Source organism: Mumia xiangluensis, from assembly GCF_010994095.1.
In the GTDB taxonomy this organism is placed as follows: Bacteria; Actinomycetota; Actinomycetes; order Propionibacteriales; family Nocardioidaceae; genus Mumia; species Mumia xiangluensis.
The window spans coordinates 358,126-383,095 of the sequence record NZ_WJYO01000006.1 but is presented as its reverse complement, the minus strand read 5'-3'; the positions used below and the strand labels follow the sequence as shown (position 1 = coordinate 383,095).

The 24,970-nt window shown below is 71.2% G+C and carries 29 protein-coding genes; 18 read left to right on the top strand and 11 right to left on the bottom strand.

Annotated elements, in window-relative coordinates; all coding sequences use genetic code 11:
* Positions 1–211 precede the first annotated feature (211 nt).
* Genes GH747_RS19550 through GH747_RS19540 form a run of 3 tightly spaced genes read left to right on the top strand, consistent with a single transcriptional unit; the run spans position 212 to position 3,584 of the window.
* Positions 212–730 carry a hypothetical protein gene (locus GH747_RS19550; RefSeq protein ID WP_149771295.1) on the top strand — a complete coding sequence of 173 codons (519 nt, stop codon included), beginning with the start codon at positions 212–214 and terminating at the stop codon, positions 728–730.
* A 20-nt stretch (positions 731–750) separates the two neighbouring features.
* A complete protein-coding gene (locus tag GH747_RS19545) occupies positions 751–2,127 on the top strand; it encodes an MFS transporter (RefSeq protein ID WP_149771294.1) in 1,377 nt (458 codons plus the stop codon).
* Positions 2,124–3,584, top strand: a complete 1,461-nt coding sequence (locus GH747_RS19540) for a pyridoxal phosphate-dependent decarboxylase family protein (protein WP_149771293.1) — start codon at positions 2,124–2,126, stop codon at positions 3,582–3,584. The genes GH747_RS19545 and GH747_RS19540 overlap by 4 nt, the downstream gene beginning before the upstream one ends.
* A gap of 20 nt (positions 3,585–3,604) precedes the next feature.
* On the opposite strand, the gene GH747_RS19535 is transcribed toward GH747_RS19540, so the two are convergent.
* Together GH747_RS19535 and GH747_RS19530 are read right to left on the bottom strand one after the other, a co-directional pair.
* Positions 3,605–4,918, bottom strand: coding sequence for a sigma-54-dependent transcriptional regulator family protein (locus GH747_RS19535; RefSeq protein WP_163695794.1), 1,314 nt, complete (start codon positions 4,916–4,918; stop codon positions 3,605–3,607).
* A gap of 547 nt (positions 4,919–5,465) precedes the next feature.
* Positions 5,466–5,669, bottom strand: coding sequence for a cold-shock protein (locus GH747_RS19530; protein ID WP_149771291.1), 204 nt, complete (start codon positions 5,667–5,669; stop codon positions 5,466–5,468).
* Between the two features lie 390 nt (positions 5,670–6,059).
* Here GH747_RS19530 and GH747_RS19525 point away from each other — a divergent pair, with 390 nt between their 5' ends.
* Genes GH747_RS19525 through GH747_RS19515 form a run of 3 tightly spaced genes read left to right on the top strand, consistent with a single transcriptional unit; the run spans position 6,060 to position 8,617 of the window.
* Positions 6,060–7,724 (top strand): BCCT family transporter, encoded by a 1,665-nt coding sequence (locus GH747_RS19525; RefSeq protein ID WP_228553010.1) that lies wholly within the window; start codon positions 6,060–6,062, stop codon positions 7,722–7,724.
* 39 nt (positions 7,725–7,763) lie between these two features.
* Entirely contained in the window at positions 7,764–8,432 is a 669-nt protein-coding gene (locus tag GH747_RS19520; protein WP_149771289.1) for a DsbA family oxidoreductase, read from the top strand.
* A complete protein-coding gene (locus GH747_RS19515; protein WP_149771288.1) occupies positions 8,429–8,617 on the top strand; it encodes a hypothetical protein in 189 nt (62 codons plus the stop codon). The genes GH747_RS19520 and GH747_RS19515 overlap by 4 nt, the downstream gene beginning before the upstream one ends.
* Here GH747_RS19515 and GH747_RS19510 read toward each other — a convergent pair.
* Positions 8,579–9,304 carry a hypothetical protein gene (locus tag GH747_RS19510; protein WP_149771287.1) on the bottom strand — a complete coding sequence of 242 codons (726 nt, stop codon included), beginning with the start codon at positions 9,302–9,304 and terminating at the stop codon, positions 8,579–8,581. The genes GH747_RS19515 and GH747_RS19510 overlap by 39 nt on opposite strands.
* 105 nt (positions 9,305–9,409) lie before the next feature.
* Here GH747_RS19510 and GH747_RS19505 point away from each other — a divergent pair, with 105 nt between their 5' ends.
* Positions 9,410–10,030, top strand: coding sequence for a TetR/AcrR family transcriptional regulator (locus GH747_RS19505; RefSeq protein WP_149771286.1), 621 nt, complete (start codon positions 9,410–9,412; stop codon positions 10,028–10,030).
* A gap of 23 nt (positions 10,031–10,053) precedes the next feature.
* On the opposite strand, the gene GH747_RS19500 is transcribed toward GH747_RS19505, so the two are convergent.
* Both GH747_RS19500 and GH747_RS19495 read right to left on the bottom strand, forming a co-directional pair.
* Complete coding sequence (locus tag GH747_RS19500) at positions 10,054–11,100, bottom strand: NYN domain-containing protein (protein WP_149771285.1); 1,047 nt, start codon at positions 11,098–11,100, stop codon at positions 10,054–10,056.
* Positions 11,101–11,170: 70 nt separating this feature from the next.
* Positions 11,171–11,419, bottom strand: coding sequence for a DUF2630 family protein (locus GH747_RS19495; protein WP_149771284.1), 249 nt, complete (start codon positions 11,417–11,419; stop codon positions 11,171–11,173).
* 97 nt (positions 11,420–11,516) lie between these two features.
* Here GH747_RS19495 and GH747_RS19490 point away from each other — a divergent pair, with 97 nt between their 5' ends.
* Positions 11,517–12,041 carry a TM2 domain-containing protein gene (locus GH747_RS19490; RefSeq protein WP_149771283.1) on the top strand — a complete coding sequence of 175 codons (525 nt, stop codon included), beginning with the start codon at positions 11,517–11,519 and terminating at the stop codon, positions 12,039–12,041.
* A gap of 2 nt (positions 12,042–12,043) precedes the next feature.
* A complete protein-coding gene (locus GH747_RS19485; protein WP_149771282.1) occupies positions 12,044–12,433 on the top strand; it encodes a hypothetical protein in 390 nt (129 codons plus the stop codon).
* 14 nt (positions 12,434–12,447) lie between these two features.
* Here the strand turns inward: GH747_RS19485 and sepH are convergent, their stop codons facing one another.
* On the bottom strand, positions 12,448–13,494 hold the full coding sequence (sepH, locus tag GH747_RS19480) for a septation protein SepH (protein WP_149771281.1): 1,047 nt from the start codon (positions 13,492–13,494) through the stop codon (positions 12,448–12,450).
* 164 nt (positions 13,495–13,658) lie between these two features.
* On the opposite strand from sepH, the gene GH747_RS19475 reads away from it, so the two are divergent.
* Positions 13,659–14,279 carry a trimeric intracellular cation channel family protein gene (locus GH747_RS19475; RefSeq protein WP_149771280.1) on the top strand — a complete coding sequence of 207 codons (621 nt, stop codon included), beginning with the start codon at positions 13,659–13,661 and terminating at the stop codon, positions 14,277–14,279.
* Here GH747_RS19475 and GH747_RS19470 read toward each other — a convergent pair.
* Positions 14,273–15,496, bottom strand: a complete 1,224-nt coding sequence (locus GH747_RS19470) for an MFS transporter (protein ID WP_149771279.1) — start codon at positions 15,494–15,496, stop codon at positions 14,273–14,275. The genes GH747_RS19475 and GH747_RS19470 overlap by 7 nt on opposite strands.
* Before the next feature lie 116 nt (positions 15,497–15,612).
* Here GH747_RS19470 and GH747_RS19465 point away from each other — a divergent pair, with 116 nt between their 5' ends.
* From GH747_RS19465 to GH747_RS19455, 3 genes are all read left to right on the top strand, one after another.
* Entirely contained in the window at positions 15,613–16,743 is a 1,131-nt protein-coding gene (locus GH747_RS19465) for a ferrochelatase (RefSeq protein WP_149771278.1), read from the top strand.
* Complete coding sequence (locus GH747_RS19460) at positions 16,740–17,588, top strand: inositol monophosphatase family protein (RefSeq protein WP_149771277.1); 849 nt, start codon at positions 16,740–16,742, stop codon at positions 17,586–17,588. Before GH747_RS19465 ends, GH747_RS19460 begins: the two co-directional genes overlap by 4 nt.
* Before the next feature lie 105 nt (positions 17,589–17,693).
* A complete protein-coding gene (locus GH747_RS19455) occupies positions 17,694–17,990 on the top strand; it encodes a DUF4193 domain-containing protein (protein WP_149771276.1) in 297 nt (98 codons plus the stop codon).
* 97 nt (positions 17,991–18,087) lie between these two features.
* Here the strand turns inward: GH747_RS19455 and GH747_RS19450 are convergent, their stop codons facing one another.
* Both GH747_RS19450 and GH747_RS19445 read right to left on the bottom strand, forming a co-directional pair.
* Positions 18,088–18,456, bottom strand: a complete 369-nt coding sequence (locus tag GH747_RS19450; protein WP_149771275.1) for a DUF4235 domain-containing protein — start codon at positions 18,454–18,456, stop codon at positions 18,088–18,090.
* Positions 18,457–18,541: 85 nt separating this feature from the next.
* Complete coding sequence (locus GH747_RS19445) at positions 18,542–19,012, bottom strand: DUF3093 domain-containing protein (RefSeq protein WP_149771274.1); 471 nt, start codon at positions 19,010–19,012, stop codon at positions 18,542–18,544.
* A 53-nt stretch (positions 19,013–19,065) separates the two neighbouring features.
* Between GH747_RS19445 and dut the strand changes: the two genes are divergently transcribed.
* The 4 genes from dut to GH747_RS19425 are packed head-to-tail and all read left to right on the top strand — an operon-like array spanning position 19,066 to position 21,481.
* Positions 19,066–19,521 carry a dUTP diphosphatase gene (gene dut, locus GH747_RS19440; protein ID WP_205603024.1) on the top strand — a complete coding sequence of 152 codons (456 nt, stop codon included), beginning with the start codon at positions 19,066–19,068 and terminating at the stop codon, positions 19,519–19,521.
* Between the two features lie 55 nt (positions 19,522–19,576).
* On the top strand, positions 19,577–20,299 hold the full coding sequence (locus tag GH747_RS19435; protein WP_149771272.1) for a DUF3710 domain-containing protein: 723 nt from the start codon (positions 19,577–19,579) through the stop codon (positions 20,297–20,299).
* 40 nt (positions 20,300–20,339) lie between these two features.
* The gene (locus tag GH747_RS19430) at positions 20,340–20,717 is read left to right on the top strand and encodes an OB-fold nucleic acid binding domain-containing protein (protein WP_149771271.1); all 378 of its coding nucleotides are present in this window, start codon (positions 20,340–20,342) and stop codon (positions 20,715–20,717) included.
* Positions 20,714–21,481, top strand: a complete 768-nt coding sequence (locus tag GH747_RS19425) for a DUF3159 domain-containing protein (RefSeq protein ID WP_149771270.1) — start codon at positions 20,714–20,716, stop codon at positions 21,479–21,481. Before GH747_RS19430 ends, GH747_RS19425 begins: the two co-directional genes overlap by 4 nt.
* An 8-nt stretch (positions 21,482–21,489) precedes the next feature.
* On the opposite strand, the gene GH747_RS19420 is transcribed toward GH747_RS19425, so the two are convergent.
* Both GH747_RS19420 and GH747_RS19415 read right to left on the bottom strand, forming a co-directional pair.
* On the bottom strand, positions 21,490–22,200 hold the full coding sequence (locus GH747_RS19420; RefSeq protein WP_149771269.1) for a potassium channel family protein: 711 nt from the start codon (positions 22,198–22,200) through the stop codon (positions 21,490–21,492).
* The gene (locus GH747_RS19415; RefSeq protein WP_377036100.1) at positions 22,197–22,853 is read right to left on the bottom strand and encodes a potassium channel family protein; all 657 of its coding nucleotides are present in this window, start codon (positions 22,851–22,853) and stop codon (positions 22,197–22,199) included. The genes GH747_RS19420 and GH747_RS19415 overlap by 4 nt, the downstream gene beginning before the upstream one ends.
* Before the next feature lie 89 nt (positions 22,854–22,942).
* Between GH747_RS19415 and GH747_RS19410 the strand changes: the two genes are divergently transcribed.
* Positions 22,943–24,955, top strand: a complete 2,013-nt coding sequence (locus GH747_RS19410; RefSeq protein WP_149771377.1) for an APC family permease — start codon at positions 22,943–22,945, stop codon at positions 24,953–24,955.
* Positions 24,956–24,970: the final 15 nt, after the last annotated feature.

Here is a 24,970-nt window from a genome sequence, read left to right as displayed (position 1 = left end):
GTGATCTGCTTCGTATCCTTGCGTCCGATCACCTGGAGGACAAGTTTCTCCTCACATGGACAGAAGGATACGGCTCATATCCAGAAACGAGGCACGGTGCTGGGAGCCCTCCCGTGTGGAAAGCCGTACGTCGGTGGCGGGCCTGTGGACGAGCGCTGCAGGCGGATCGACCGCGCCCTTACGGTCGGATCCACGAACCCCAGGAGGACCAGTGAAGACCGTACTCATTCTGCACCGCCGCCGCGCCCGTCGTGCGGAAGTTGCCGACGGCCCCGACTCCGAGGCGGACGTGCGCGACCGCGCGTACTGGAGCCTCTGGCAGCACCGCCACTTCCCGTGGGCCCTGGTCGACGACGGGACACCCGTGCTGCTGCTCGAGTCGTGGTCGAGCGGCGCGAGGCTGACGTGGCTCGTCGAGGCGCGTGACGTGATCCGGTCGACGGCGGGGTCGCGCGACGAGGCGATCGAGCAGGTCGCGCACTGGTCGGGGGAGCAGGCGGACGACCTGGCGGCCACGGGCTACTTCGCGGCAGGCCGGCGGCCGGACGGCAGCGAGACCTCGTCCGGGTGCCTCATCCTCGGCTTCAAGGCGAAGCCGATCCGGTGGCTCGGCCTCGACCGGCCGGCGGCGCTCCGCATCGACCGCAACGGCTGGGCGCTCGCCCGCGTGGACGACCTCGCGACGTGGGGCGTCGACCTCACGAGCGTCATCCTCGACGGCGCCGCGTGACGATGCTGTAGAAACATCGCATGTCCACCGCCACCTCGGGCCCGCTCGCACCGTCCGTGCGTCGAGGCTATGCCCTCGGCTCCGTCGCCACCGGCACCTTCGGCACGGTGCCCGGGCTCCTGCTGCTGCCCTACCTCACCGACACTCTCGGCATCGCCGCCGGGATCGCCGGCGCGATGGTCTTCCTGCCCAAGGCCTGGGACGTGGTGCTCAACCCGGTCGCCGGTCGCATCAGCGACCGGTCGACCAACCCGCGGGGGCGGCGGCGTCCGTTCCTCCTGCGCGCGGGCATCCTGCTCGCGATCACGTTCGCGCTGATCTTCGCCGGGCCGGAGGAGCCGCCAGGGCTGGCGGGCGCCTGGGTCGTCATCATGTTCGTCGCGTGCGCCAGCGCCTACGCGTTCTTCCAGGTGCCCTACGTCGCGATGCCTGCGGAGATGACCCTCGACTACGACGAGCGCACCAGGCTGATGACGTGGCGGGTCATCGTCCTCGCGCTGGCGATCCTGCTGTCGGGTGCGACGGCGCCGCTGGTCGTCGATGTCGTCGGCGACGCGACGTCGGAGGCCAACGGCTACCGCGTGATGGGCGTCTACATCGGCGTCGTCCTCCTCATCGGTGTGCTCGGCGCCTACCGGGGGACGCGACGCGCGCCCGACCACGGTGTCGCGACCGCTGGCGGCACCATGCGGGACCAGCTCCGCCTGGTGGCGCACGCCCCGGACTTCCGCAACCTGCTCATCACGTTCGTGCTCCAGGCTCTCGGAGTCGGCGCCATGCTCGCCGGCGTCGCCTACGTCTCGGACAACCTCCTCGACGGCGGGGGCGCGGCGACGTTCCTGTTCGTCGCGTTCGTCGGACCGGCCCTGGTGGTGACACCGCTGTGGGAGCGGCTCGCCGTACGCCGCGGGAAGCGCTTCGGCTACACCGTGGCGAGCGGGTTCCTGGTGGCCGGGATGCTCGGCATGCTCGTGACGATGTCGGGCGCGCCGGGCCTCGCGTACGCCGCCGCCGCCGTCGTCGGCGTCGGATACGCCGGCGCGCAGGTCTTCCCGATGGCGATGATCCCGGACGTCGCAGCGGACCACGCCGCGAGGACCGGTGAGAACCGCATCGGTGTGTTCACCGGCGTGTGGACAGCGGGGGAGACGCTCGGCCTGGCGATCGGGCCCGGCCTCTACGCGGCCGTGATCGCACTCGGCGGATACGTGTCGTCTCGTGGCGACACCGACGTCGCCCAACCCGACTCCGCGTTGACGGCCATCGCGCTCGGCGTCTCCGCGGTGCCTGCCATCATCGTGGCGGTGAGCCTGCTGTGGCTGCGCCGCTACACGCTCGACGACCGTCGTGACGCCCTCGGCGAGCCCGTCCCGAACCTCCAGGAGCCCACACCATGACCGTCCCGCACGGTGATCCCGACGCCATCCGCGCCCGCCTCGCGCAGCTGCGCGATGGCGACCTCCCGACCCACGGCGGGCGCACCCTCGCGTACGTGTACGACTCGGGCATCGCCGAGGCCGACGCGCTGGGGCGGGAGGCGCTGGCGGCCTACGGTGCGACCAACGGCCTCGACCCGACCGCGTTTCCCAGCCTGCTCGCGATGGAGCGCGAGCTGGTGGCGTTCGCGAAGCCGCTCTTCCACGCCCCGGCCGAGGCGGTCGGCACCGTCACGTCGGGGGGCACGGAGTCGGTGCTGCTCGCCGTCCAGACTGCCCGCGACGCTCGCCCCGACGTCGAGCGGCCGGTGATGGTCGTGCCGAGCTCGATCCACGCCGCGTTCCACAAGGCCGAGCACTACTTCGGCGTCGAGCGCGTCACGGTTCCGGTCGACCCGGTGACCAAGCGCGCGGACGCCAACGCGATGGGCGCGGCGATCACGGCCCACGCGGATCGTGTGGTGCTGGTCGCGGCCAGCGCGCCGTCGTACGCGCACGGCGTTCTCGACCCCATCCCGGAGATCGCCGAGCACGCGCTCCGCCACGGTGTCCGTCTCCACGTCGACGCGTGCATCGGTGGGTGGGTGCTGCCGTGGCTCGAGCGAGATGGGCTCGTCCGCCATCAGTGGGACTTCGCCGTCGACGGTGTCACCAGCATCTCGGCCGACCTCCACAAGTACGCCTACACCCCGAAGGGCGTCTCGCTGCTCCTGCACCGCACGCCCGAGCTGCGGCGACCCCAGTTCTTCGCGAGCGCCGACTGGCCGGGCTACACGATGCTCAACGCCACCCTGCAGTCGACCAAGTCGGGCGGCCCGCTCGCGGCAGCCTGGGCGGTCATCACGTACTTCGGTGACGCCGGCTACCTCGAGCTCACCCGCACGGCCCACGCCGGCACCCGCGCCCTGGTCGAGGGCATCGACCGGACCGAGCACCTCACGCTCGCCTCGGAGCCGGACTCGACCCTCGTCGCGGTGGCGACGGACGAAGCCTGCGACGTCTTCACCATCAGCGACTCCATGCTCGCCCGCGGATGGTTCGTGCAACCGCAGATGGCGTACGCCGACCTCCCCGCGACGCTGCACCTGACCGTGTCCGCCGCGACCGCGCCCCTCGTGGACGAGTTCCTCCGCGCGCTCCAGGAGTCCGTCGACGAGGCCGTGGCCGGAGGCGCGATCGAGGTCGACCCACAGCTTCGTGCAGCAGCGGTCGCCATCGACCCCGCCACCCTGGACGACGCGGCTTTCGACGGGCTCCTGACCCTCGCGGGGCTCGCGGGGAGCGGGGACGACGGGAGCTCGACGGTGACCCTGCCTGACCAGATGGCGCCGGTCAACGCACTCCTCGACGCAGCACCGCCGGCGCTGCGCGAGGCGATGCTCGTGGCGTTCCTCGATCGCCTGACCCGCACCGACTGAGCGGCCAGCAGCCTCCGGCGTCAGTACGCGCGGTGGCGACCGGCGGGCGAGTCGGCGTCGGTCGCCGCATCGGCGAGGTCGGCGCGGGTGCGGACGACGATCGGCGCCGACGAGCCAGGCAGCAGCATCTGCGGGTCGTCGGGCAGCGCAGCATCGGCTCGGACGTGCTCGCTGATCCGGTACGGCATCGCGTCCAGCAGTCCGCCGAGCGTCCGGCGCAGGCGCGACATCTCGGCTCGGACGGTAACGGTGCGAGCAGGATCGGCGAACAGGTCGTCGGCCAGCTCGGAGGCTGATCGGCCTCCCGCGTGCAGCGCGAGCGAGAGCATGATCTCCGAGTGCCGGGGCGAGAGCGTGTGCGACCACGACCCGCTCTGGCCGGTGATTTGCACGATGGCAGGAGACGCCGTGAGGTCGAGGCGGACCACGGTCGTCGGCTCGTCGTCGGACTCGTCGTCAGGGAGCCGCAGCAGCCAACCGTCCGGCACGGGCTCGGCGATGACGGTGCCGATCCCTGGGAGCCACACGCTGCCGGGCTTGATGTCCGAGGGCAGGGTGAGCCGGGCAGGCGGCTCGGTGCCGACGGAGGCGGCGCAGATCCCGTCGCGGGTGACGGCGATCGCCGGCCCGCCCAGGCGGGCCAGCATGGGGGCCGCGTGGGTGCGGAGGCGCTCGGCGCTCTCGTGGTAGCGCTGGCGGAGCTGAGCCTCGGCGAGCTGGGCTGCCATCACCACGTGGGGGAGCGCGAGCGGATTGACGGCCGCGCTGCGGTAGCTGAGATCGACCGCTCCGACCTGCTCCCCGGTCAGGGGGTCGCGAATCGGCGCTGCCGCGCACGACCACGGCAGATGCCCCTCGGCGTAGTGCTCGGCCTGGTGGATGCCGACCGGCTTGCCCTCCACCAGCGCCGTACCGATGCCGTTCGTCCCGACGTTGCCCTCGGCCCACGTCGCTCCGGGCACCATGCCGAGCTCGTCGGCGTACTTGCGCATGGGGGCCGGACCGGCGCGCCACAGGATCCGGGCGTCGGCCGACGTGACGGCGAGCAGCATGCCCGCCGAGTCGACGGCTCCGTGCAGGACCGCGGCGAGCTGGTCGATCATCGGCCGCAGCGCGCTGGCGGACCGCTGGGCCTCGACCTCGGACGCGGTCACCGGCGGCGTCGGCGGGACGCCGTCCGGAGTGAGCCCGAGCGTGCGGGAACGGTCCCACGACGCGCGCACGATCGGGCGGGGCTGCTGCTCGGGCGAACGCCCCGCGAGGACGTCGGATCGGATGCGGTACTGCGCACGCAAGTCCGTCGGCGCGTCAAAAGTCGCCGACGCCCGTGGCACCGCCATACCGTACCCCCGTAGCCTTCGGCGGAATGTCCGTTGTAGGCCCTTACCGTAGAGGTTCGATGGGTGGCGCAACAGTAGGCGGTCCACTTTTTGTGTCGTTGAAATTCCAACAGTTTAAAGGCGAAAGTGCGCCTGCAACCCCGCTGCAACCCTTGCGAGCGCGTGGGGGTGGGCGGTGTGATGGGGGAACGTCGCCGCGAGACATCGTCTCCGGTGGCACTCGGTCCGGAGCATTCCGGGCTTCTCGTCCACGTCTTGCGTTCTCCGCTGCGGGGGTACGGAGTACGCAAGACGTGGACGGACCGATCTCCGCCGCACGTCGACGAACCGCGCACCGATCAGCGTGCCGGACGGTCCTCGACGGTCGCGGCCGATCCTCACGGCGAACGCCGCCACCGCGTACGCGCTCACACGGCGTACGCCGTCGCGTCTGCCGCGAACGCCTCGCGTCTGCCGCGAACGAGCTGGTGAACGAACGAGGACCCCGACACCGTTGCCGGTGTCGGGGTCCTCGTCAGAAGTCTCGGGTGGAGACGACTACTCAGATGGCGCGAACGTTCTCCGCCTGCGGGCCCTTCTGGCCCTGGGTGACGTCGAACTCGACGCGCTGGTTCTCGGCCAGGGTACGGAAGCCGTTCCCGGAGATCGCGGTGTAGTGGACGAACACGTCGTCACCGCCACCATCCTGCGCGATGAAGCCGAAGCCCTTCTCGTCGTTGAACCACTTCACGGTGCCTTGCGACATTTCTTGCTCTTTCGTCGAACTGTGGAGCCGGCCGTTGCCGACCCCCGTGCACATTGCTCCACCGCCGCGAGGGATCGCGATGGTGTGCCCCGCCCAGGTAAGACAAACGCGCCAACGGTCGAACCGTTGGCGCGGACGTTCACCTGCGCTGAACCGAACAACTACTTCCTGAACACTAGCAGGTCCGCGGTTGCTTCCGCGGGTCAGCGACACGCGTTTTCGGGTGGCGTCGCCCTCTCGTCGGGGGATGATCGGTGTGCGAAGGGGGGACCCATGACCATCAAGAAACCGGAGCGACACGAATCACGGCCTCGACGCCGGGCGCCGCGGCAGCGGTTGACGTCCTGGTCCGACGACGCCCTCCGTGGGCGACTGACCAGGCCGCTGGGAGTGGAGCAGGAGCGACCGCTCGACAAGGTCGTCTTCGGGGTCACCGCCGCGATCTCCATCGCGTTCGTCGTCTGGGGCGCCGTCGGGACGGAGTCGCTGAGCAAGGCGGCGGGTGAGTCTCAGTCGTGGGTGATCACCAACGCCGGCTGGTTCTACGTGCTCGTCGCGAGCTACTTCGTCATCTACGTGATCTGGTTGGCGGCCTCCAAGTACGGCAACATCCCGCTCGGCGCGGACGACGTCACGCCGGAGTTCAAGACGGTCTCCTGGATCGCGATGATGTTCAGCGCCGGGATGGGCATCGGCCTCATGTTCTTCGGCGTCGCCGAACCGCTGTCCCACTACGTGTCGCCGCCGCCCGGCACAGCCGAGCCGGAGACGGCGGAGGCGATGCGTACGGCCATGGCGACGACGATGTTCCACTGGGGCCTCCACCCGTGGGCGATCTACGCCGTGCTCGGGCTCGCCATCGCGTACAGCACCTTCCGGCGCGGTCGCTCGCAGCTCGTCTCCTCCGTCTTCCGTCCCTTGCTGGGGCCCCGTACCGAAGGGCCAGCGGGCAAGGTCATCGACATCCTCGCCATCTTCGCGACACTGTTCGGGTCGGCCGTCTCGCTCGGGCTCGGCGCCCTTCAGATCGGAGCCGGCCTCGAGTTCCTCGACTGGACGGGACCCGTCGGTGAGCCGGCGCTCGTGGCGATCATCGTCGTCCTCACGATCGCGTTCATCGTCTCGGCCGTCTCGGGCATCGCGCGGGGCATCCAGTGGCTCGCGAACACCAACATGGTGCTCGCCGTCGCGCTCGCCGCGTTCGTGTTCGTCGTCGGCCCGACCCTCCTGATCCTCAACCTCGTCCCGGAGACGATCGGGGCCTACCTGGGCGACATGCCCGAGATGGCGTCGCGCACCGACACCGCCGGCGGACCGGAGATGCAGGAGTGGCTCGCCGGCTGGACGATCTTCTACTGGGCGTGGTGGATCTCGTGGACGCCCTTCGTGGGGATGTTCATCGCTCGGATCAGCCGGGGCCGGACGATCCGTCAGTTCGTGACCGGCGTCCTTCTCGTGCCGACCCTGGTGAGCCTCGTCTGGTTCTCGATCTTCGGAGGAGCGGCGATCCACGAGCAGGACCTCACCGGCGCGCTCACCAACGCCGACGGTGCGGTCGAGAGCGACTTCGCACTCTTCCAGCTGCTCGAGCAGTATCCGATGGCCACCGTCACCTCGGTCCTCGTGATGATCCTGGTCGCGATCTTCTTCGTCTCTGGCGCCGATGCGGCGTCGATCGTGATGGGGAGTCTCTCGCAGCACGGTGCGGTCGAGCCGAGCAAGGGGGTCGTCGTGTTCTGGGGCGCGGCGACGGGCGCCGTCGCTGCCATCATGCTGGTGCTCGGCGGCGACGAGGCTCTCGACGGCCTGCAGAGCATCACGGTCGTCACGTCGCTGCCGTTCGCCGTCATCATGGTCGGCATCACGTACGTGCTGTGGGTCGACCTGCGCACCGACGCGTTGACCGTACGCCGCGGTATCGCGGTCGAGCTGGTGCAAGAGGCGGTCGACGTGGGGATCGAGGAGCACGGCGAGGGATTCACGATCGCGACGGAGCCGGTCGAGCGCCACGTGGTCGAGCCCGAGGAGGAGTCCGAGCGCCCGCCCGGCGTGTGACCGGGGAATGACGCCATGCCCGCACGCGTTCGTACGGGTATGACGACTGATCCCCTGAAGGTCGACGTGTGGTCCGACATCGCCTGCCCCTGGTGCTACATCGGCAAGCGGCGGTTCGAGGCCGGTGTCGACGAGTACCGCGCGTCCGGCGGCGACCGCGAGATCGAGGTCGAGTACCACTCCTTCGAGCTCGCCCCCGACACTCCTGTCGACTTCGAGGGCTCCGAGGTGGAGTTCCTCGCCGGCCACAAGGGCATCGACGAGGCGCGGGTCCACCAGATGCTCGAGCAGGTCACGGCGATCGCCTCGAGCGTGGGTCTCTCGTACGACTTCGAGGCGCTCAGGCACACCAAGACCCTCAAGGCACACCAGGTCCTGCACCTGGCCAAGGCGGAGGGCATCCAGCTCGACGTCGTCGAGCGTCTGTTCAAGGCGTACTTCGAGGAGGGCCGCCACGTCGGGCACGACGCGGATCTCGCCGACCTCGCGGCCGAGGCCGGGCTCGACCGCGAGAAGGTGCTCCAGGTCCTCGCGGACAGCACGTACGCCGACGAGGTGCAGGCCGACATCGCTCAGGCCCAGGCGTACGGGATCAACGGGGTCCCGTTCTTCGTCATCGAGGGCCGCTACGGGGTGTCCGGTGCGCAGGAGCCCCAGGCGTTCGCGCAGGTGCTCGCGACGGTCTCCGCCGAGGCGGTGGCCCGGTGACCGGGCCCGGAACCTTCGTCATGGTCGGCGAGGACGCACCGACGTGCGTCGACGGCGTGTGCACCGTGCCCGGCGCCGACGCGGGACCATCGCTCCCGGCAGCACCCGCTCCGGCGCAGACCGGCCCGGTGCAGGCCGACCCGGCGTCAGTCCTTCCCGCGGCTCCGCACCTTCACGACGCGTGACGTCGAGCGCTCGTAGTAGCGCGTCCGGACGGTGGTGACCCGGATCTTCCGGGGCGACTTCGCCCGCCAGCGGACCTTGAAGGTCGCGACGCCCTTGGCGTTGGTGTAGCGCGCAGGAGCGAGCCGGCGCCACGCGCCGTTGCGGCGGACCTGCGCCACGACCCGTACTCCCGCTCGCGGGAACCGGCCGTAGGGGCGGGCGACGGTCACCGTCGTCCGGATCCGGAGCCTGCTCCCGACGCGGGGTCGCCGCGGTTGTCGAGTGATCGTGGTCTTGCTCGTGGGCCGGCGCAAGGTCAGCCGGCTGGTCGCGAGCGCGAGGGCGCTCCGACCGGCCTCGGCGGGCCAGGTGACGTGCGAGCGTACGGCGAACGTGCCCGGTCGCACGGAGCTGGCGCAGAGGCGGAACGCACCCCGGCCGGAGGTGCCCTCGCTCGCTGGGACGACCGCACGGTCGACGACGCGGCCGCTCGCGGCGACCAGGGTCACCGTCAGACTCCACCCCTCGCCGACGTCGGAGAGCGCGTACGAGAACGGGTGGCTGAAGCAGTCTTCGTAGAGCGTCGCGCTCCGGCTCACGACCTTCCCCGACGTCGCCGCGGTAGCAGTGCCCGGCGGCAGACCGGCCACGACCACGGCCGCCGTCACGCCGGTGACGAGGACTCGGAGCAGGACGCGCACGTTCACCCGGTCGAGCGTAGACGACGGCCGCTCAGCCGCAGGAAACCCCGTGCGGGAAAGTCGGAGTCCCGCGATCCGTGGGGGTGGTCCTCGCGCCGATAGAGTTTGCGCATGCTCTCGCACGGCCAGGGATTCGACCGCCCCTCCCAGCCGCTGCGCGCGCACAACGCGATACCACGCGACCAGGTCCTCGACGCCGCGCACGACCTGGTGATCGAGGTCGGCCTCCGCGGCCTCACGATGGCCGACCTGGCGCGGCGTGCGGACGTGTCTCGGGCGACGCTCTACCGGACCTGGCCGAACGTCAACGGCGTCGTCGCCGACCTCTTCACCCGCGACTTCCACCGTGCGCTGGAGGGGGTCGTCCGCGGGATCTCCGGCGGCGACGCCCGGACGATTCTCGTGGCCACGACGGTCGGCCTGGTCCGTGAGATCCGCAGGCTGCCGCTCCTGCGGCGCGTCATCGAGCTCGACCCGCAGTTCCTGACGCCGTACATCCTGCACCGCCGCGGGTCGAGCACCCGCGAGCAGGCGCGCATCCTGGAAGGCCTCATCCGAGACGGGCAGAACGACGGGTCGATCCGTGCGGGCGACACAGCAGTCCTGACGGCGGCGGTGCTCCTCGACGCGTGGGCGTTCGTGCTCACGGCCCCGGTGTTCGTCGAGGAGGACGACCTGGACGCCCTCGACGAGGAGCTCACGACGATGCTGGAGCGCTACCTGCACCCGTGACGGGCCGGGGTCCGTCGCTCTCGTCAGACGTGCTGGTCGATCTCCGACCAGAAGGCCTCGCGGAGCTGCCAACGGGTCTCGGTCTGAAGGATCCGATAGCGGTCGTCGCTGCGCGCCACGAGGTCGGTGAGCAGCGTCGAGTCCACGTCGCCGGGGATGGTGGGGCGCGTCGAGACGAGTGCCCGCACGTCGGCCTGGGTGGCGGAGTCGAGCCAGTTGCGCACCACGGCCTTGACGACCTCGGGGATCGCCTCCCGCAGGTCGGCGTCCGGGTCTCCACCGCGGCGTCCACCCTGGCCGGTGATGCTGCTCCAGGCGAGGGCGACGGTGGGTTCGACCGGCTCGGGAGCGGGGACCGGCGCGGGGTGCAGCCTCGCGACGTCGGAGGGCGTCGGGATCCGGAGCGCGGGAGCCTCGGGCTCGGCGCCTGCAGCCGCCGCAGTGGCCGCGCCACCGGCCTCCGCGACCGGCGCGAGAGGCTTCTCGAGCGGCCGTGGCGACGGAGTGATGACCGTGCGCAGCAGGTCGATCGGGATCCGCAGGCGCTCGTCGACGACCCGCGCCAGGTTCATCGCGGTCGCATGGACCCCGAGCCGCGAGGTGTCGTTGGGAACGTTGAAGAGCGTGACGCGAACGCCGTAGTCCTGAGCCATGTCGACGGCCTCGGTCAGGTCGTCGTCGCCCGAGACGAGATAGATCTCGGACACCGCGCCCTGGAGCGCGAGATTGACCATGTCGAGGGCGATCCGGGTGTCGACACCCTTCTGGGCGCCCTCGTTGTTGACCCGTCCGAGCCGCAGCTTGACGTCCGGCAGCAGCGAGACGAGGTTGTGCTCCTCGGAGAGCTGACGTGTCGCCTGGGCGTTGGCCGCGTCGTACCAGAACACCCGCAGGAGATCGGTGTCCGTGGTCTCGGCGACGGAGGTCTTGATGCCGGTGACGAGTCGCTCCCAGCTCACGGCGATGGCCCGGCGCAGCGAGGTGCCGACGAGAACCTGTGCCGAGGAGGCGAGCAGGTAGCCCGCGTCGACGAGGATGGCGTGCCGATCTGATCGAGCGAGCCGAGTCATTTCGTCAGGCTAGTACGACGGCCAAGGCGCTGCCGATGCCCGGGACCGGCGCGTCCGGTCCGCGGGCGCCTCAGCTGAGGTAACCCTCGACCTCGGTCGCTGGCCGGACCTTCGCCGTCGCGGGGTCCTCCCCGAACTCTTCCTTCGCGCGTCGCTGGCGGAGGAGGTCCCAGCACTGGTCGAGCTGCGTCTCGACCTCGGCGAGACGCGCCAGCTCGGTGTCGGCATCGGTCTCGCCACGCTCGCGGCGCCCCCGGAGGTCCTTCTCCTCGGCCACCAAGGAGGAGATCGTCCCCAGGATGTCGTGCTCGGTCGTCATCGCGCCCTCCTGATGTTCTCGGACCTCCACCGTAGGCCTCAGGGCCGCTCACCGGCGACCGCTAGGGTGTGGGAAGCCACCACGAAGGAGCGACCACGTGACCGAAACACCCTCCGGACAGCCGGATCCCACGACGCCGGGCGAGGGAGGGCAGGGCGCGAGCCAGCCCGATCCCGCGCAGGCGCCGGACGGTGGAGGGGGATGGCAGCAGCAGCCGTACGACCAGCAGGCCGGTTACGGCCAGCAGCCGCCGTACGGTCAGCAGCCCTACGGCTACGGCCAGCAGCCGCCGTACGGGCAGCAGCCCTATGGCTACGGCCAGCAGCCGCCGTACGGCCAGCAGCCCTACGGATACGGTCAGCCGCCGTACGGTGCTCCCTATGGCTACGTCGACCCCGAGGCCAAGAGCAAGCTCGTCGCAGGGCTGCTCGGCGTCTTCCTGGGCGGGCTCGGCATCCACCGCTTCTACCTCGGCTTCACCGGCATCGGCGTCGCGCAGATCATCGTGACGATCCTGACCTGTGGCATCGGGTCGATCTGGGGCTTCGTCGAGGGGATCCTCTATCTCGTCGGCGCGAACGGTTGGCGAGCGGACGCCTCAGGACGTCCCCTCAAGGAGTGATGGTGGGAGCAACGAAGGTGCGCGGAGCTTCGCGGGTGGTCGGACGCCGGACGGCAGCGGTGCTCGCCTCAGCACTCGCCTGTGTCGCGCTGAGCGCGTGCGGCGACGGCGGCGACAACGACTCGAGCGGCTGCCTCGGGACGGCGGACGGCGGCACCGTCGTCGTCCAGGGGACCAACACCCCGCTGGTCGGCGGCGTCGGCGCGGGGGTCGGATCGATCGACGTCGACCCGGACAAGGCGACGGCGATCCTCACCCTCAGCGACGGCGACGACCCCGCCGGTGTCCGGTCGGTGCCCGTGACGGTCGGCACCGAGTTCGACGCAGCCGGACAGCGGCTTGCGGTCGTCCAGATCTGCCGCGGGTCGGTCACGGTCGACACCGTCGGCTGACCCGCGGGGCTGGATCAGCCCTTGTCGCCGAACATGATCTCGTCCCACGACGGGACCCGGCGGCGTTCGCGACGGCGAGGCGCTCGCTTGCGCTGCTGCTCCGCACCCTCGTCGCCCGAGGCTGCGTCGCTCGACCCTTCGCCGGTCTGCCCGTCGGTCGACGGCCCGGCGGCGTCGGTGGCGTCGGTGGTCCGGGCGGCCGGCGCGGCGGCAGGCTCGTCCCGAGGCTCGTCGCTGGGCGCCGGCGGCGCGGTCGGCATGTGCGGTGCCTGCGCGGGGACGCGCGGCTCGTCGAGCTCGAGGGTCGGCTCGGCCTCCTCGACGACGCCGGGGATGTCGTGGAGGCTGAGCTGTTCGTCGGCACGGTCGCTCGCGGCGGCGGCGCGGCGGGCGCGCGCCTGACGCAGCGAGGTGACGCGTGAGTCGGACCCGAGCTCGACGACGTCGACGGGCCGCGAGACCGCGTCGGCGATCGCCATCTCCGTAGAGTCCGACGCCTCCGGGACGTCGCCCACGAGCTCGCGGGCGCCCGCGTCGTCGGCGAACGTGTAGCGGCCGGCAGGGTCGAAGACGTACTCGGCGGACACCGCGCCGGCGCTCACCGTGACGGTCCATCGGGCGTCGTCGCGACGGTAGGAGTCCCATGCCGCTGCCTCGGGGTCGAGGCCGCGGCTGCGCAGGGTCGCGTCGACCGACTCGCCGAGGGTCTGCGCGTTCGACTGGGCGTGCTTCCGCCGGACCGTCGCCCCGCGGGCTCGCTCGGCCATGTGCTCGCGCTCGGCGAGGACGGGGTGCGCGTAGCCCAGGATCCGTTCCACGGGGAGCTCCGCCGCGGCTGCCACCTCCTCCGGCGACTCTCCACGGCGGATCCGAGCCTGGATGTCTCGCGGACGCAGTGCACTGTCCATCGCTATCTCCAACTGGCCGAGTCGTGCCCGGTCGTTCCTGAGGGTGGCGCGCATCCGGTCGTCGACAGGGACACGGAACAGCTCACCGACCGGGCCGCGCAGGACCAGGAACCGCTGGTCCTCGCTCAGCCCCACCACGGTGAGGTCTCGCATCTGTTGCCTCCGCCCTCTGCGTCTCGTACCAGGCCCAGTGTCGACTGCTTGCCGGGTCAATCCAAGCAAGCGCGCCGGGGGACCGGTCGCCAGACCCCGCACGAGTGCCCGCGACACCCGCTCCACCCCGGGCTGGCAGCGTGGGCCCACGCTACCGTCGATGCGTGTCCACCGCGCTCGTCGTCCTCGACCTGGTCGGGATCGCCGCCTTCGCGCTGTCGGGTGCGCTGGTCGCGGTCCGCAAGCCGCTCGACGTCTTCGGCGTCCTGGTGCTCGCCGGGGCGACCGGTCTCGGTGGCGGCTTCCTTCGCGACCTGCTGATCGGAGCGACGCCGCCTGCAGCGCTGCAGGACTGGCGCTACCTGCTGGTGCCGTTCATCGCGGGGCTCGTCGCCTTCCGGTTCCATCCGGTGCTGGGTCGCCTGGAGCGGGAGATCTCGGTCTTCGACGCTGCGGGGATGGGGTTGTTCAGCGTGACGGGCGCGGTCAAGGCGCTCGACTACGGGCTCGAGCCGCCTGCCGCCGCGCTGATCGGGATGGTGACCGCGATCGGTGGCGGCGTGATCCGCGACCTGCTGGCCGGCCGGGTGCCGGTCGTCCTGCGCGAGGAGCTGTACGCGTTCCCGGCGCTGGTCGGCGCGTCGATGGCCGTCGCCGCGGTCGAGCTCGACCTCGGCGAGTTCTGGGTGCTCGTCCCAGGGGCCGTCATCGCGTTCGGCTACCGGATGATCGCGCTGCGCCGCGGCTGGCACGCGCCGCTGCCGCCCGGCATGGACGGCTACTGAGCGTCAGCCGTCTGCGCGGGCTCCTCGACGCCTGCGTCAGCGGCGACGGGAACGCGTACGACCCAGGCGCCGGCCACGGCGACCACGCCCGCCACGAGGCACACGAGGTAGCCCCACGACGGTGCGACGTTGTCGACCAGCCAGCCCGAGACCGCGGCACCGGGCGCGACACCGGCGGCGAGGCCGGTCGTGAACCACGAGATGCCCTCCGTGAGCCTCGACTTCGGCACGCCGCGCTCGATCAGCTGGGTGGACGCGACCATGCTCGGAGCGATCGCGAAGCCCGACACGAAGAGCGCGACCGCGACAAGGGGCAGCGCCGACGTCAGCAGCAGCGGGACGATGCTGAGCGTCAGGACGGCCGTCGTGATCCGCAGCTGCTTGAGCGGCGAGATCGGCAGCGGTCGCGCGCCGACGAGGAAGCCGGCGATCAGGCTGCCGGCCGCCCAGATCGCGAGAAGCACGCCGGACAGCTCTTTGTGGCCGGCGTGGTCGGCGACGGCGACCGTCACGACCTCGGCAGCGCCGAAGAGGACGCCGAACCCGATGCCTGCGCCGACCAGCGGGAGCAGCAGGCCGAGCGGCAGCCGGCCGCGGGACCCGCCCGCGGTGTCGCTGGCCCGGCCCGACGGGGGCTCCGTACGGCGCTGCACCGCGAGCGCCAGCGACCCGCTCACTCCGGCGACTCCGGCGACGACCAGCCCGGCGTACGGGTTGACGAGCGTGGCGAGGAACGTGACGACGACCGGGCCGACGATGAACACGACCTCGTCGAGCACGGCCTCGAGGGCGTACGCGGTCGGGATCATCGACGGCGGCGCGTTGTGCGTCCAGCGCGCGCGGACCATCGAGCCGGCCTGCGGGATCGCGAGACCGATGAGGGCGGCGCACAGGTGCGGGATCGGCGCGGGGGCGCCCTGGTAGACCGCCAGCAGCCCGAGCGCCAGCGCGAACCCGAAGAGGGCCGCCGTCGCAGGAAGGACGCGGTGCTGCCCGAAGCGGTCGGTGAGACGGCCCTGAAGCGGTGCCCCGACGGCGTTGGCGATCACGGCCGCCGCGGAGATGGTGCCGGCCTTCGCGTACGAGCCGGTCTGCTCCGAGACGAGGAGCACCAGCCCGAGCCCGAGCATCGAGATCGGCAGGCGGGCGACGAGCGCCGCCGAGCTGAAGGCCGGCGCACCGGGCACCGCGAGGATCCGGCGGTACGAGTCGAGCACGGCGTTCCTTCGAGACGTGACCGTCGCAAGGACGGGTGTGGCGGAGGTGACAGCCCCCGGGCGACCCGTCGGGGCCGCACCTGCAGGGTAGCCCGTGGGTTGAAAGGATTGGCCGCATGGACCCCCAGGCTCCCGACACCAGCCCGTACGACGCGTTCCTCCTGATCTCGTTCGGCGGACCCGAACGACCGGAGGACGTCGTCCCCTTCCTGGAGAACGTGACCCGCGGCCGCGGCATCCCGCGCGAGCGGCTCGTCGAGGTGGGGGAGCACTACTTCTCGTTCGGCGGGCGGTCGCCGATCAACGACCAGAACCGCGACCTGATCGCCGTCCTGCAGCTCGAGCTCGCCTCGCACGGCATCGACCTGCCGATCTACTGGGGGAACCGCAACTGGGACCCCTACCTCACCGACACCCTCGCCACGATGCGCGACGACGGCGTGGAACGGGCGGTCTGCCTGTTCACCAGCGCGTACACCTCGTACTCCGGCTGCCGCCAGTACCGCGAGAACCTGTACGACGCCACGACGGCCGCCGGCGACGGCGCGCCGCGGCTCGACCGGGTGCGCCACTACTTCAACCACCCCGGGTTCGTCGAGCCGTTCGTGGACGGGGCGGTCGCCGCGCTGGAGCAGCTCAAGCGTGACGGCTACGACAGCGACGACACCCGCCTCGTCTTCGTCACGCACTCGATCCCCGACGCGATGAACGAGGCGAGCGGTCGGGGGGCCGGCGACGACGCCGCGACCGGCGGAGCGTACGTCCGTGAGCACCGCGACGTCGCCGACGTGATCGCCGCTGCGGTCGCTGCTCGGACCGCGACGGAGCGGCCGTACGAGCTCGTCTACTGCTCGCGCTCGGGTCCTCCGCAGGTGCCGTGGCTCGAGCCGGACGTCAACGACCACCTGGAGACGCTCGCGGACGACGGCGCCGCGTCGGTCGTCCTGCTGCCGATCGGCTTCGTCTCGGACCACATGGAGGTCATCTACGACCTCGACACCGAGGCGAAGGCCACCGCCGAGCGGCTCGGGCTCGGGTTCGCGCGAGTGCCGACGCCAGGCGTCGACGCCCGGTTCGTGACGGCGATCCGCGAGCTGATCGTGGAGCGCGCCGCCCAGGCGCGCGGGGAGACGCCCGACCAGCCGGTCGTCGGCGCGCTCCCACCGAGCTGGACGGTGTGCCCGGTCGGCTGCTGTGCGAACCAGCGTGATCCGGAGCGGCCCGCGCTGCTGGGGTCGGACCGGTGACCGCCCTGCCGGACGGCGAGGAGCTCCTGAGCCTGGCGGTGCGGACCGCACGGGACGCGGCGGCGTACGTGCGTGCGGCTCGCCCGGAGGGCCGCGTCCAGGTCGCCGCCACCAAGTCCAGCGACACCGACCCGGTGACCGCCATCGACCGCGCCACCGAGCGGCTGGTCCGCGAGCGCATCGCGGCGGAGCGACCCCAGGACACCTTCCTCGGAGAGGAGTTTGGGGAGAGTCCCGGAGAGGAGCTTGGGGAGGAGGGCGGCCGGGCGGACGGGGCGAGCGGTGTCCGGTGGGTCGTCGACCCGATCGACGGGACGGTGAACTTCGTCTACGGCCTGCGGCACTCCGCGGTGGCGATCGCTGCCGAGATCGACGGCGAGGTCGAGGTGGGGTGCGTGGTCGACATCGCGACGGGCCATGAGTTCACCGCTGTCCGCGGCCAGGGCTCGTACCTCCGCGAGGCGCCGGACTCCGACCTGGTACGCCTCCAGTCCGTGGCGCCCCCGTCGGCGTCCCACGCGCTCGTGGCGACCGGCTTCAACTACGTCCCGGAGGTCCGAGCCCACCAGGCTGCCGCCGTGGCCCGCCTGCTGCTCGACGTCCGTGACATCCGTCGCACCGGATCGGCGGCCCTGGACTTCTGCGCGCTCGCCGCCGGCCGCCTCGACGCGTACGTCGAGCAGGGACTCGCGCCCTGGGACATCGCCGCGGGTGGCCTCGTCGCCCGCGAGGCCGGGGTTGTGGTCGCAGGGCTGGACGGACCTCCCGACGAGCGTCTGGTCCTCGCCGCCCCAGAACCCTTTGCACAGGAATTTTTCCGACTTGTACGCGCTTGTGGCTTCTGAAGTTGGGTGGAGCGGATCTGTGTGGCACAATCTGCGCGCCTGAAGGTTACGAAATTGGGATGATCCCGACCCGCATGGTCGGGCGATATACGCAGAGGAGGGTTCATGGCGACCGATTACGACGCTCCTCGGAAGACCGAAGAAGAGCAGTCGGAAGACAGCATCGAGGAGCTCAAGGCACGCCGCCACGAGAAGAACTCGGGCAAGGTGGACGAGGACGAGGTCGAGGCCGCGGAGTCGTTCGAGCTTCCTGGTGCCGATCTGTCGCACGAAGAGCTCTCGGTCCAGGTGCTTCCGAGGCAGTCGGACGAGTTCACGTGCACGTCGTGCTTCCTGGTGCACCACCGCAGCCAGCTCGCCCGCGAGAAGGGCAACCAGCTGATCTGCGTCGACTGCGCCTGACCGGGCCAGCACTGCGCCTGATCCGAGCGTCACGCCGAGAGGCACGCACAACGCCCCCGAACCGCAACGGCGGTCGGGGGCGTCGTCGTGTCCGAGGTCAGCGCTTGGGGGTGTTGACCGTCGGGGGAGCCTTGGTCGGCAGCAGACCGGGCGGCAGGTCGCCGGTGGACTTCACCCAGTAGTTCACGAGCTGGCGGTTGAGGACGACCTTGATGACCCCGGCGCTCGCGCCAGCGAGCACGGCCCAGGTCACGGCCTCCCGTGTGGCGACCGCGGGGTTGCGCGAGTCGGCGTCCGTCGGCGGCTTGCGACCCGTCGCTGCGTGCCACACGAGCGACGCGCCCTGCGCCGCGATCACGCTGGCCGCGATCGTCGCCGTACGGTCCATCAGCTTCCAGGTGGCCTTGCTGGGCCGCTTCCGCTTGCCGCCGCCGGCCGGGGACGCCTTCTTCTTGCTGCGCGCCACGCTCACCCTTCCCTTCGTCGGGGTCCGGTCGAACCCTCTCACCGGAACGTTAGTCCCTCCGCGGGCGACGTGGGCAGAGGTGAGGTCAGGCGCGGGCGCGGCCGTCGCTGATGGCGTCGGCGAGCGCGTGCGGGTGGCGGGTGCCGACGAGCCAGTACGGGGTGGGGTCGCGCGGATCGGCGACGTCGATGCGGACGGCGGTGGCGATGTAGGGCCGCACGAGGAAGAAGGCGCGCGCGTCGGCCTGGGGTCCGTGCAGCGCTCGGGTCTGCGTCGCGTCGAGCACCGTCACGTCGCCGCAGTGCACGAGCGGGAGCCGAGCGGCGCCGGCGCGGAGATGGACGTTCGAGACCTCGATCGCGGTGCTGCTGTACTGGGCGAGCCCTGCGCCGACCGCCACGGCGGCGACGACGGCAGCGCCGATCGCCACCCACATCGGGGTCGCGAGCACGAAGATCCACCAGACGATGGCGGTGAGCGCCGCGCACGCCAGCCACCACGACGCCGGGACGCTGAGGTTCTCGCGGTACGACGGCGCGTCAGCGTCTCGGGTCATGGGACAAGGTTCCCATGACGGTCTGCCCCGCCAGACCGGTAGGGTCGACGACCATGGTCGAGGTGTTGGTGACGCTGCTGGACCCGTCGATCCCGCTTCCGGCGTACGCCCACCCGGGCGACGCGGGCGCGGATCTGTGCACGACGGTCGACGTGACCCTCCAGCCGGGGGAGCGGGCCGTCGTCCCGACGGGCATCGCGATCGCGATCCCGGTCGGCTACGTCGCGCTGGTCCACCCTCGCAGCGGCCTTGCGGCTCGCGCCGGTCTCTCGATCGTGAACGCGCCGGGGACCGTCGATGCCGGGTACCGTGGCGAGATCAAGGTGTGTCTGGTCAACCTCGACCCGAGGGAGCCGATCGTCCTGGCACGCGGTGACCGGATCGCCCAGCTGGTCCTCCAGCAGGTCGAGCAGGCGTCCTTCCGCGCCGTCGACGCCCTCCCCGAGTCCGCGCGTGGGGCCGGGGGGTACGGTTCGACGGGTGGGTTCGCCGTGACATCGACCACCTGATGCACGAGCCCGGCCGTCCGTGCCGGCCCGCTGACAGCACGAGAGGAGCGCGGTGATGTTCGGTCGTCGCAAGAAGGCTGTTGACCAACGAGAGCTGGCCGACACCGAGACCGAGGGCGCCGACGTCGTCGACGGAGCCGCTGCCGCCCCGTCCGACCAGGACGCGTCGACCCCGACCGCTGAGGCCGCACAGGCTGCCTTCGACCGTTCCTCCGGCCCCTGGGACGCTGCCGAGCAGGACGTCCCCGAGGACGACCCGACCTTCGTCGACGCCGGCGCCATGATCGTGCGTGGGCGCCCCGGCCTCGACCTGCAGATCCCCACCGACCCGCAGACCGGCGCCGCGACGTCCGTCGTCGCCATCGGTGAGGGGAGCGCCGTCGAGCTGCGCGCCTTCGCCGCCCCCCGCCACTCCGGCCTCTGGGACGACATCCGGCCGGAGATCATCGCCGAGGTGAAGCGTGTCGGTGGCACCGTGGAGGAGGTCGAGTCCTCCTTCGGGACCGAGCTGCGCGTCGAGGTGCCGGTCCAGGCTGCCGACGGGCGCCAGGGTGTGCAGGCGAGCCGGATCATCGGTGTCGACGGTCCGCGCTGGCTCCTCCGTGCGACCTTCATGGGCACCCTCGGGGCCACGGCCGACCCCGACAGCCTCCTGGAGCAGACGGTGCGTGACACGATCGTGGTCCGCGGCGACTCTCCGATGCCGCCGCGCGAGCAGATCCCGATCGTCGTCCCCGCGGGTGCGGTGCGCGCCGACTCCGAGACCAAGGAGGCGTGAACGGTCGTCTCGACGACCGTTCTCGACCTAGGCTGGACGTATGAGCCCCACGACCGACACCGCGAGCCTGTGGACCAGGACGCGTGAGCGCATGAGCGACCTGGTCGACCGCGCTGACGACGCCCAGCTCCGCGAGGGCGCGCTCGAGGCCGGGTGCAACCCGGTGTGCGACCAGCGCGTCGGCGAGGTGGTGACCGTCCACGGCGAGCTCCGTGCGGTGACCTACCGTCCGCGGTCAGGGGCTCGCGCGCTCGAGGCGTCCTTGTACGACGGGACCGGGGCGCTGACCCTCGTGTGGATCGGACGCAGCCGCATCGCCGGCATCGAGGCCGGCCGAGCGCTGACGGCGACGGGCCGGCTCGGGCTCCGCGGCGGCGACCGGGTCATCTACAACCCCCGTTACGAGCTGTGCCGATGACGTCGGACCCCGACGGCACCGCCGGCCCCGGTGCCGGCGAGAAGGCTGCCGACCAGGCCCCGTCCGGCAAGCCGACGCCGACGACCGTCGAGCAGGTCGTGCGCCAGCAGCTGGCGAAGGCGCTCGGCGGTGCACGCGGCATGCTCGAGGCCGCAGCGCCGACCGTCGGCTTCACGCTGACCTGGCTCACGACGCGGGAGCTCAAGCTCGCCCTCGGCATCAGCCTCGGACTGGCTGTGATCCTCCTGCTGGTACGCATCTTCCAGCGCAGCGCCGTCCAGTTCGTGCTCAACTCGATGGTCGGGATCGGCATCGCTGCCGTGTTCGCGCTGCGTTCCGGCGAGGCGCGCGACGCGTTCCTGCCCGGGCTCATCTACAACGGCGTGTACGCCGTCGGCCTCCTCTTCACGGTTCTCATCGGCTGGCCCCTGGTCGGCTTCATCGTGGGCAGCGTCACCGGTGATGCGACGGCGTGGCACCGCGACCGGGCGCTCGTCCGGCTCTGCTCGGTCCTCACGCTGATGCTCGCCCTGCCGTGCGCGCTGCGGGTCGCCGTCCAGTACCCGCTGTGGGCCGGTGACCACGTCGGGCTGCTCGCCACCGCCAAGATCGCGATGGGCTGGCCGCTGCAGCTGGCGACGCTCGCCGCGATGGTCTACGTGCTGAGCCGCAACCACACGCCGATCGACGACCCGGAGACAGCGGGCAAGCTGCTCTCGCAGGAAGCGCTCGAGATCCAGCCGAAGCTCCAGCCCCGCGACTGACGCGATCCTCAGTCGTCGCCGACGCCGGCCCGCCGCGTGGGTGCGCCTGCCCCGTGGTGCTCGGTCGGGGCGAGGAGGCGCTGCAGCTCCTCCTCGGAGTCGATCGGCGCGACGAAGAGCAGCTCGTCGCCCGCCTCGAGCGTCCGGTCGCGCTCCGGCGCCTGGATGCCCATGCTCCGCAGGATCGCCACCAGAACCACGTCGCGCGGCCAGGAGATGTCGCCGACGCGAACCCCGACGTACGGGGAGTCGTCGGGGAGCGTGAGCTCGACGAGGTTCGCGTTGGACCCCCGCAGGGAGAACAGGCGTACGAGGTCGCCGACCGTGACAGCCTCCTCGACCAGCGCCGACATGAGCCGCGGCGTCGACACAGCGACGTCGACGCCCCAGGCGCCGCTGAAGAGCCACTCGTTGTCGGGGTGGTTGACGCGAGCGACCGTGCGCCCGACCGCGAACTCGGTCTTGGCGAGCAGCGAGACGACGAGGTTGGCCTTGTCGTCACCGGTTGCCGCGATCACGACGTCGCACCGCTCGAGATGCGCCGTCTCCAACGCCGACAGCTCGCACGCGTCGGCGAGCAGCCAGTCGGCCTCCGGGATCGTGTCGGAGCGGATCGCGCGCGGGTTGCGGTCGATCAGCAGCACCTCGTGGCCGTTCTCGAGCAGCTCGGCGGCGACCGAGCGCCCGACGGCGCCGGCGCCGGCGATGGCGACCTTCATGCGTCGTCCTCCTGGCGTGGTCCGCGCTCGAGCGTGCTGAACACGTCGGCGGAGTCGGCGATGGCGGTGAACAGGTGCAGCACGTCGCCGTCCTGGATGAGCATCCCGGGATCGGGGACCAGTGCCTTGCCGAAGCGCGTGAGGCAGGCGACGCGTCCGCGGACCTCGTCCTCCAGTACCCGGACCTCACGACCGACCCAGGCCGTCGGCACCGTGACGAGGTCGGCACGGACCTCACCGCTCGGATCGCGGTAGACGGGGTCGTGCCCGGACGGGAGGAGCTTGCGCAGGACGTGGTCTGCGGCCCAGGTCACGGTCGGGACGGTCGGCACCCCGAGCCGGTCGTACACCTCGGCACGACCGGGGTCGTAGATGCGCGCGACCACGTTGTCCACACCGAACAGCTCGCGCGCGACCCGCGCGGCGATGATGTTGGAGTTGTCGCCGGAGGAGACCGCGGCGAACGCGTCGGCGCGCTCGATGCCGGCCCGCCGCTGCACGTCCCGGTCGAACCCCAGCCCGGTGACCGTCAGGCCGGTGAACGAGGGTCCGAGCCGCCGGAACGCGTCGGCGTCGCTGTCGATGACGGCGAGCGAATGACCGCGTCCCTCGAGCCTGCGCGCCAAGGTCGAGCCGACGCGGCCGCACCCCATGATCACGATGTGCACGCGACGACGCTACACCGCGAAGGGCGGGCGCGACTGTGCGGACGGCCGTACGGGTCTACGATCCTCGCGTGGGAATGGCCGAGCTGGGCAAGCGCATGTTCGTCGGACGCAAGCTGCGCAGCACGCAGCTCGAGGAGACGTTGCTGCCCAAGAGGATCGCGTTGCCGGTGTTCGCGAGCGACGCGCTCTCGTCGGTGGCGTACGCGCCCGACGAGATCTTCCTCGTCCTCTCGATGGGGGGCCTGTCCGCGTACGCGTTCAACTGGAAGATCGGCATCGCCGTCGCCGTCGTGATGCTGGTGGTGGTGACGTCGTACCGGCAGAACGTCCGCGCCTACCCCAGCGGCGGCGGTGACTACGAGGTCGCGACCGTCAACCTCGGACCGCGCGCCGGCGTCACGGTCGCGTCGGCGCTCATGGTCGACTACGTGCTGACGGTGGCGGTGTCGATCTCGTCGGGCGTCCAGAACGCCACCGCGGCGCTCCCGTTTCTCAAGGGCCACGAGGCGACCGCCGCTGCCGTTCTCGTGCTGCTGCTCGTCGCGATCAACCTGCGCGGGCTGCGGGAGTCGGGCGCGGCGTTCGCGATCCCGTCGTACCTGTTCATGATCGCGATCGTCGGCATGGCGGCGTGGGGGTTCGCGCGGTACGCCTTCGGTGACCTGCCGAAGGTCGCCAGCGCCGACCTCGAGCTCGTGGCCGAGGAACCGTACGTCGGAGCGGTGTCGACGATCGCGATGACCTTCCTGCTCGCGCGAGCGTTCTCGTCGGGGTGCGCCGCGCTCACCGGTGTCGAGGCGATCAGCAACGGCGTGCCGGCGTTCCAGCGGCCCAAGAGCAAGAACGCCGCGACGACCCTGGCGCTCCTCGGCGTGATCGCGGTGACGATGCTGCTCGGCATCATCGTCCTCGCCGACCTGACGCACCTGCGCTTCGCGGAGGACCCGGCGACGCAGCTGATGCGCGACGGCGTCCCGGTGGGGGACTCGTACTCGCAGGACACCGTGATCGGCCAGCTGGCGGCCGCCGTCTACGACAACGCGATGCCGATGTTCTACTTCACGGTCGCCACGACCGGCGTGATCCTGATCCTGGCCGCCAACACCGCGTTCAACGGCTTCCCGGTGCTCGGCGCGGTGCTGGCGCGCGACGGCCTGCTCCCGCGTCAGCTCGACACCCGCGGCGACCGGCTGGCGTTCAGCAACGGCATCGTCCTCCTCGGCCTCGCGGCGGTCGTGCTGATCCTCGCGTTCGACGCCGAGGTCACCCGCCTGATCCAGCTCTACATCGTCGGCGTCTTCGTGTCCTTCACGCTCAGCCAGCTCGGCATGCTCCGGCACTGGAACCGACTCCTGCCGACCGTGATCGAGCAGGTCGACCGCCGGCGGATGCTGCGCTCGCGCGCGGTCAACATGGTGGGCCTGGCGATGACCGGGACCGTCCTCGTGATCGTGCTGCTGACGAAGTTCCTCGCCGGCGCCTGGATCGCGATCACGGCGATGGTCGTCCTCTACATCCTCATGCGCAGGATCCGCCGGCACTACGACGCGGTGGCCGACGAGCTCGCGATCGAGGACTCCGACGTCACCCTGCCCTCCCGTGTCCACGCGATCGTCCTGGTCGGACGACTCCACAAGCCGGCGATGCGGGCGCTCGCGTACGCGCGGGTGTCGCGGCCGGACACGCTCGAGGCGCTCAGCGTGGACCTCGACCCCGAGGCCACGGCCCGGCTCACCGCCCGGTGGGACGAGCTCGACATCCCCGTGCCGCTGGTGGTCGTCGGGTCGCCGTACCGCGAGCTCGTCCGACCGGTCATCAAGTACGTCAAGGAGATCCGCCGGGCGAGCCCGCGCGACATCGTGATGGTGTACGTCCCCGAGTACGTGGTCGGCCGCTGGTACGAGCAGCTCCTGCACAACCAGACGGCGCTGCGGCTCAAGGGCCGGCTGCTGTTCACGCCGGGCGTCCTGGTCACGAGCGTGCCCTACCAGCTGAGGTCTGCGAAGCAGCGCGGTCCGGAGCGCGTACGCCCGGTGCCGGGCGAGGTGCGCCAGGGTCGGTCGTTCAACGAGCGCCGCCACCTGTGACGTTGCGGTGATGCG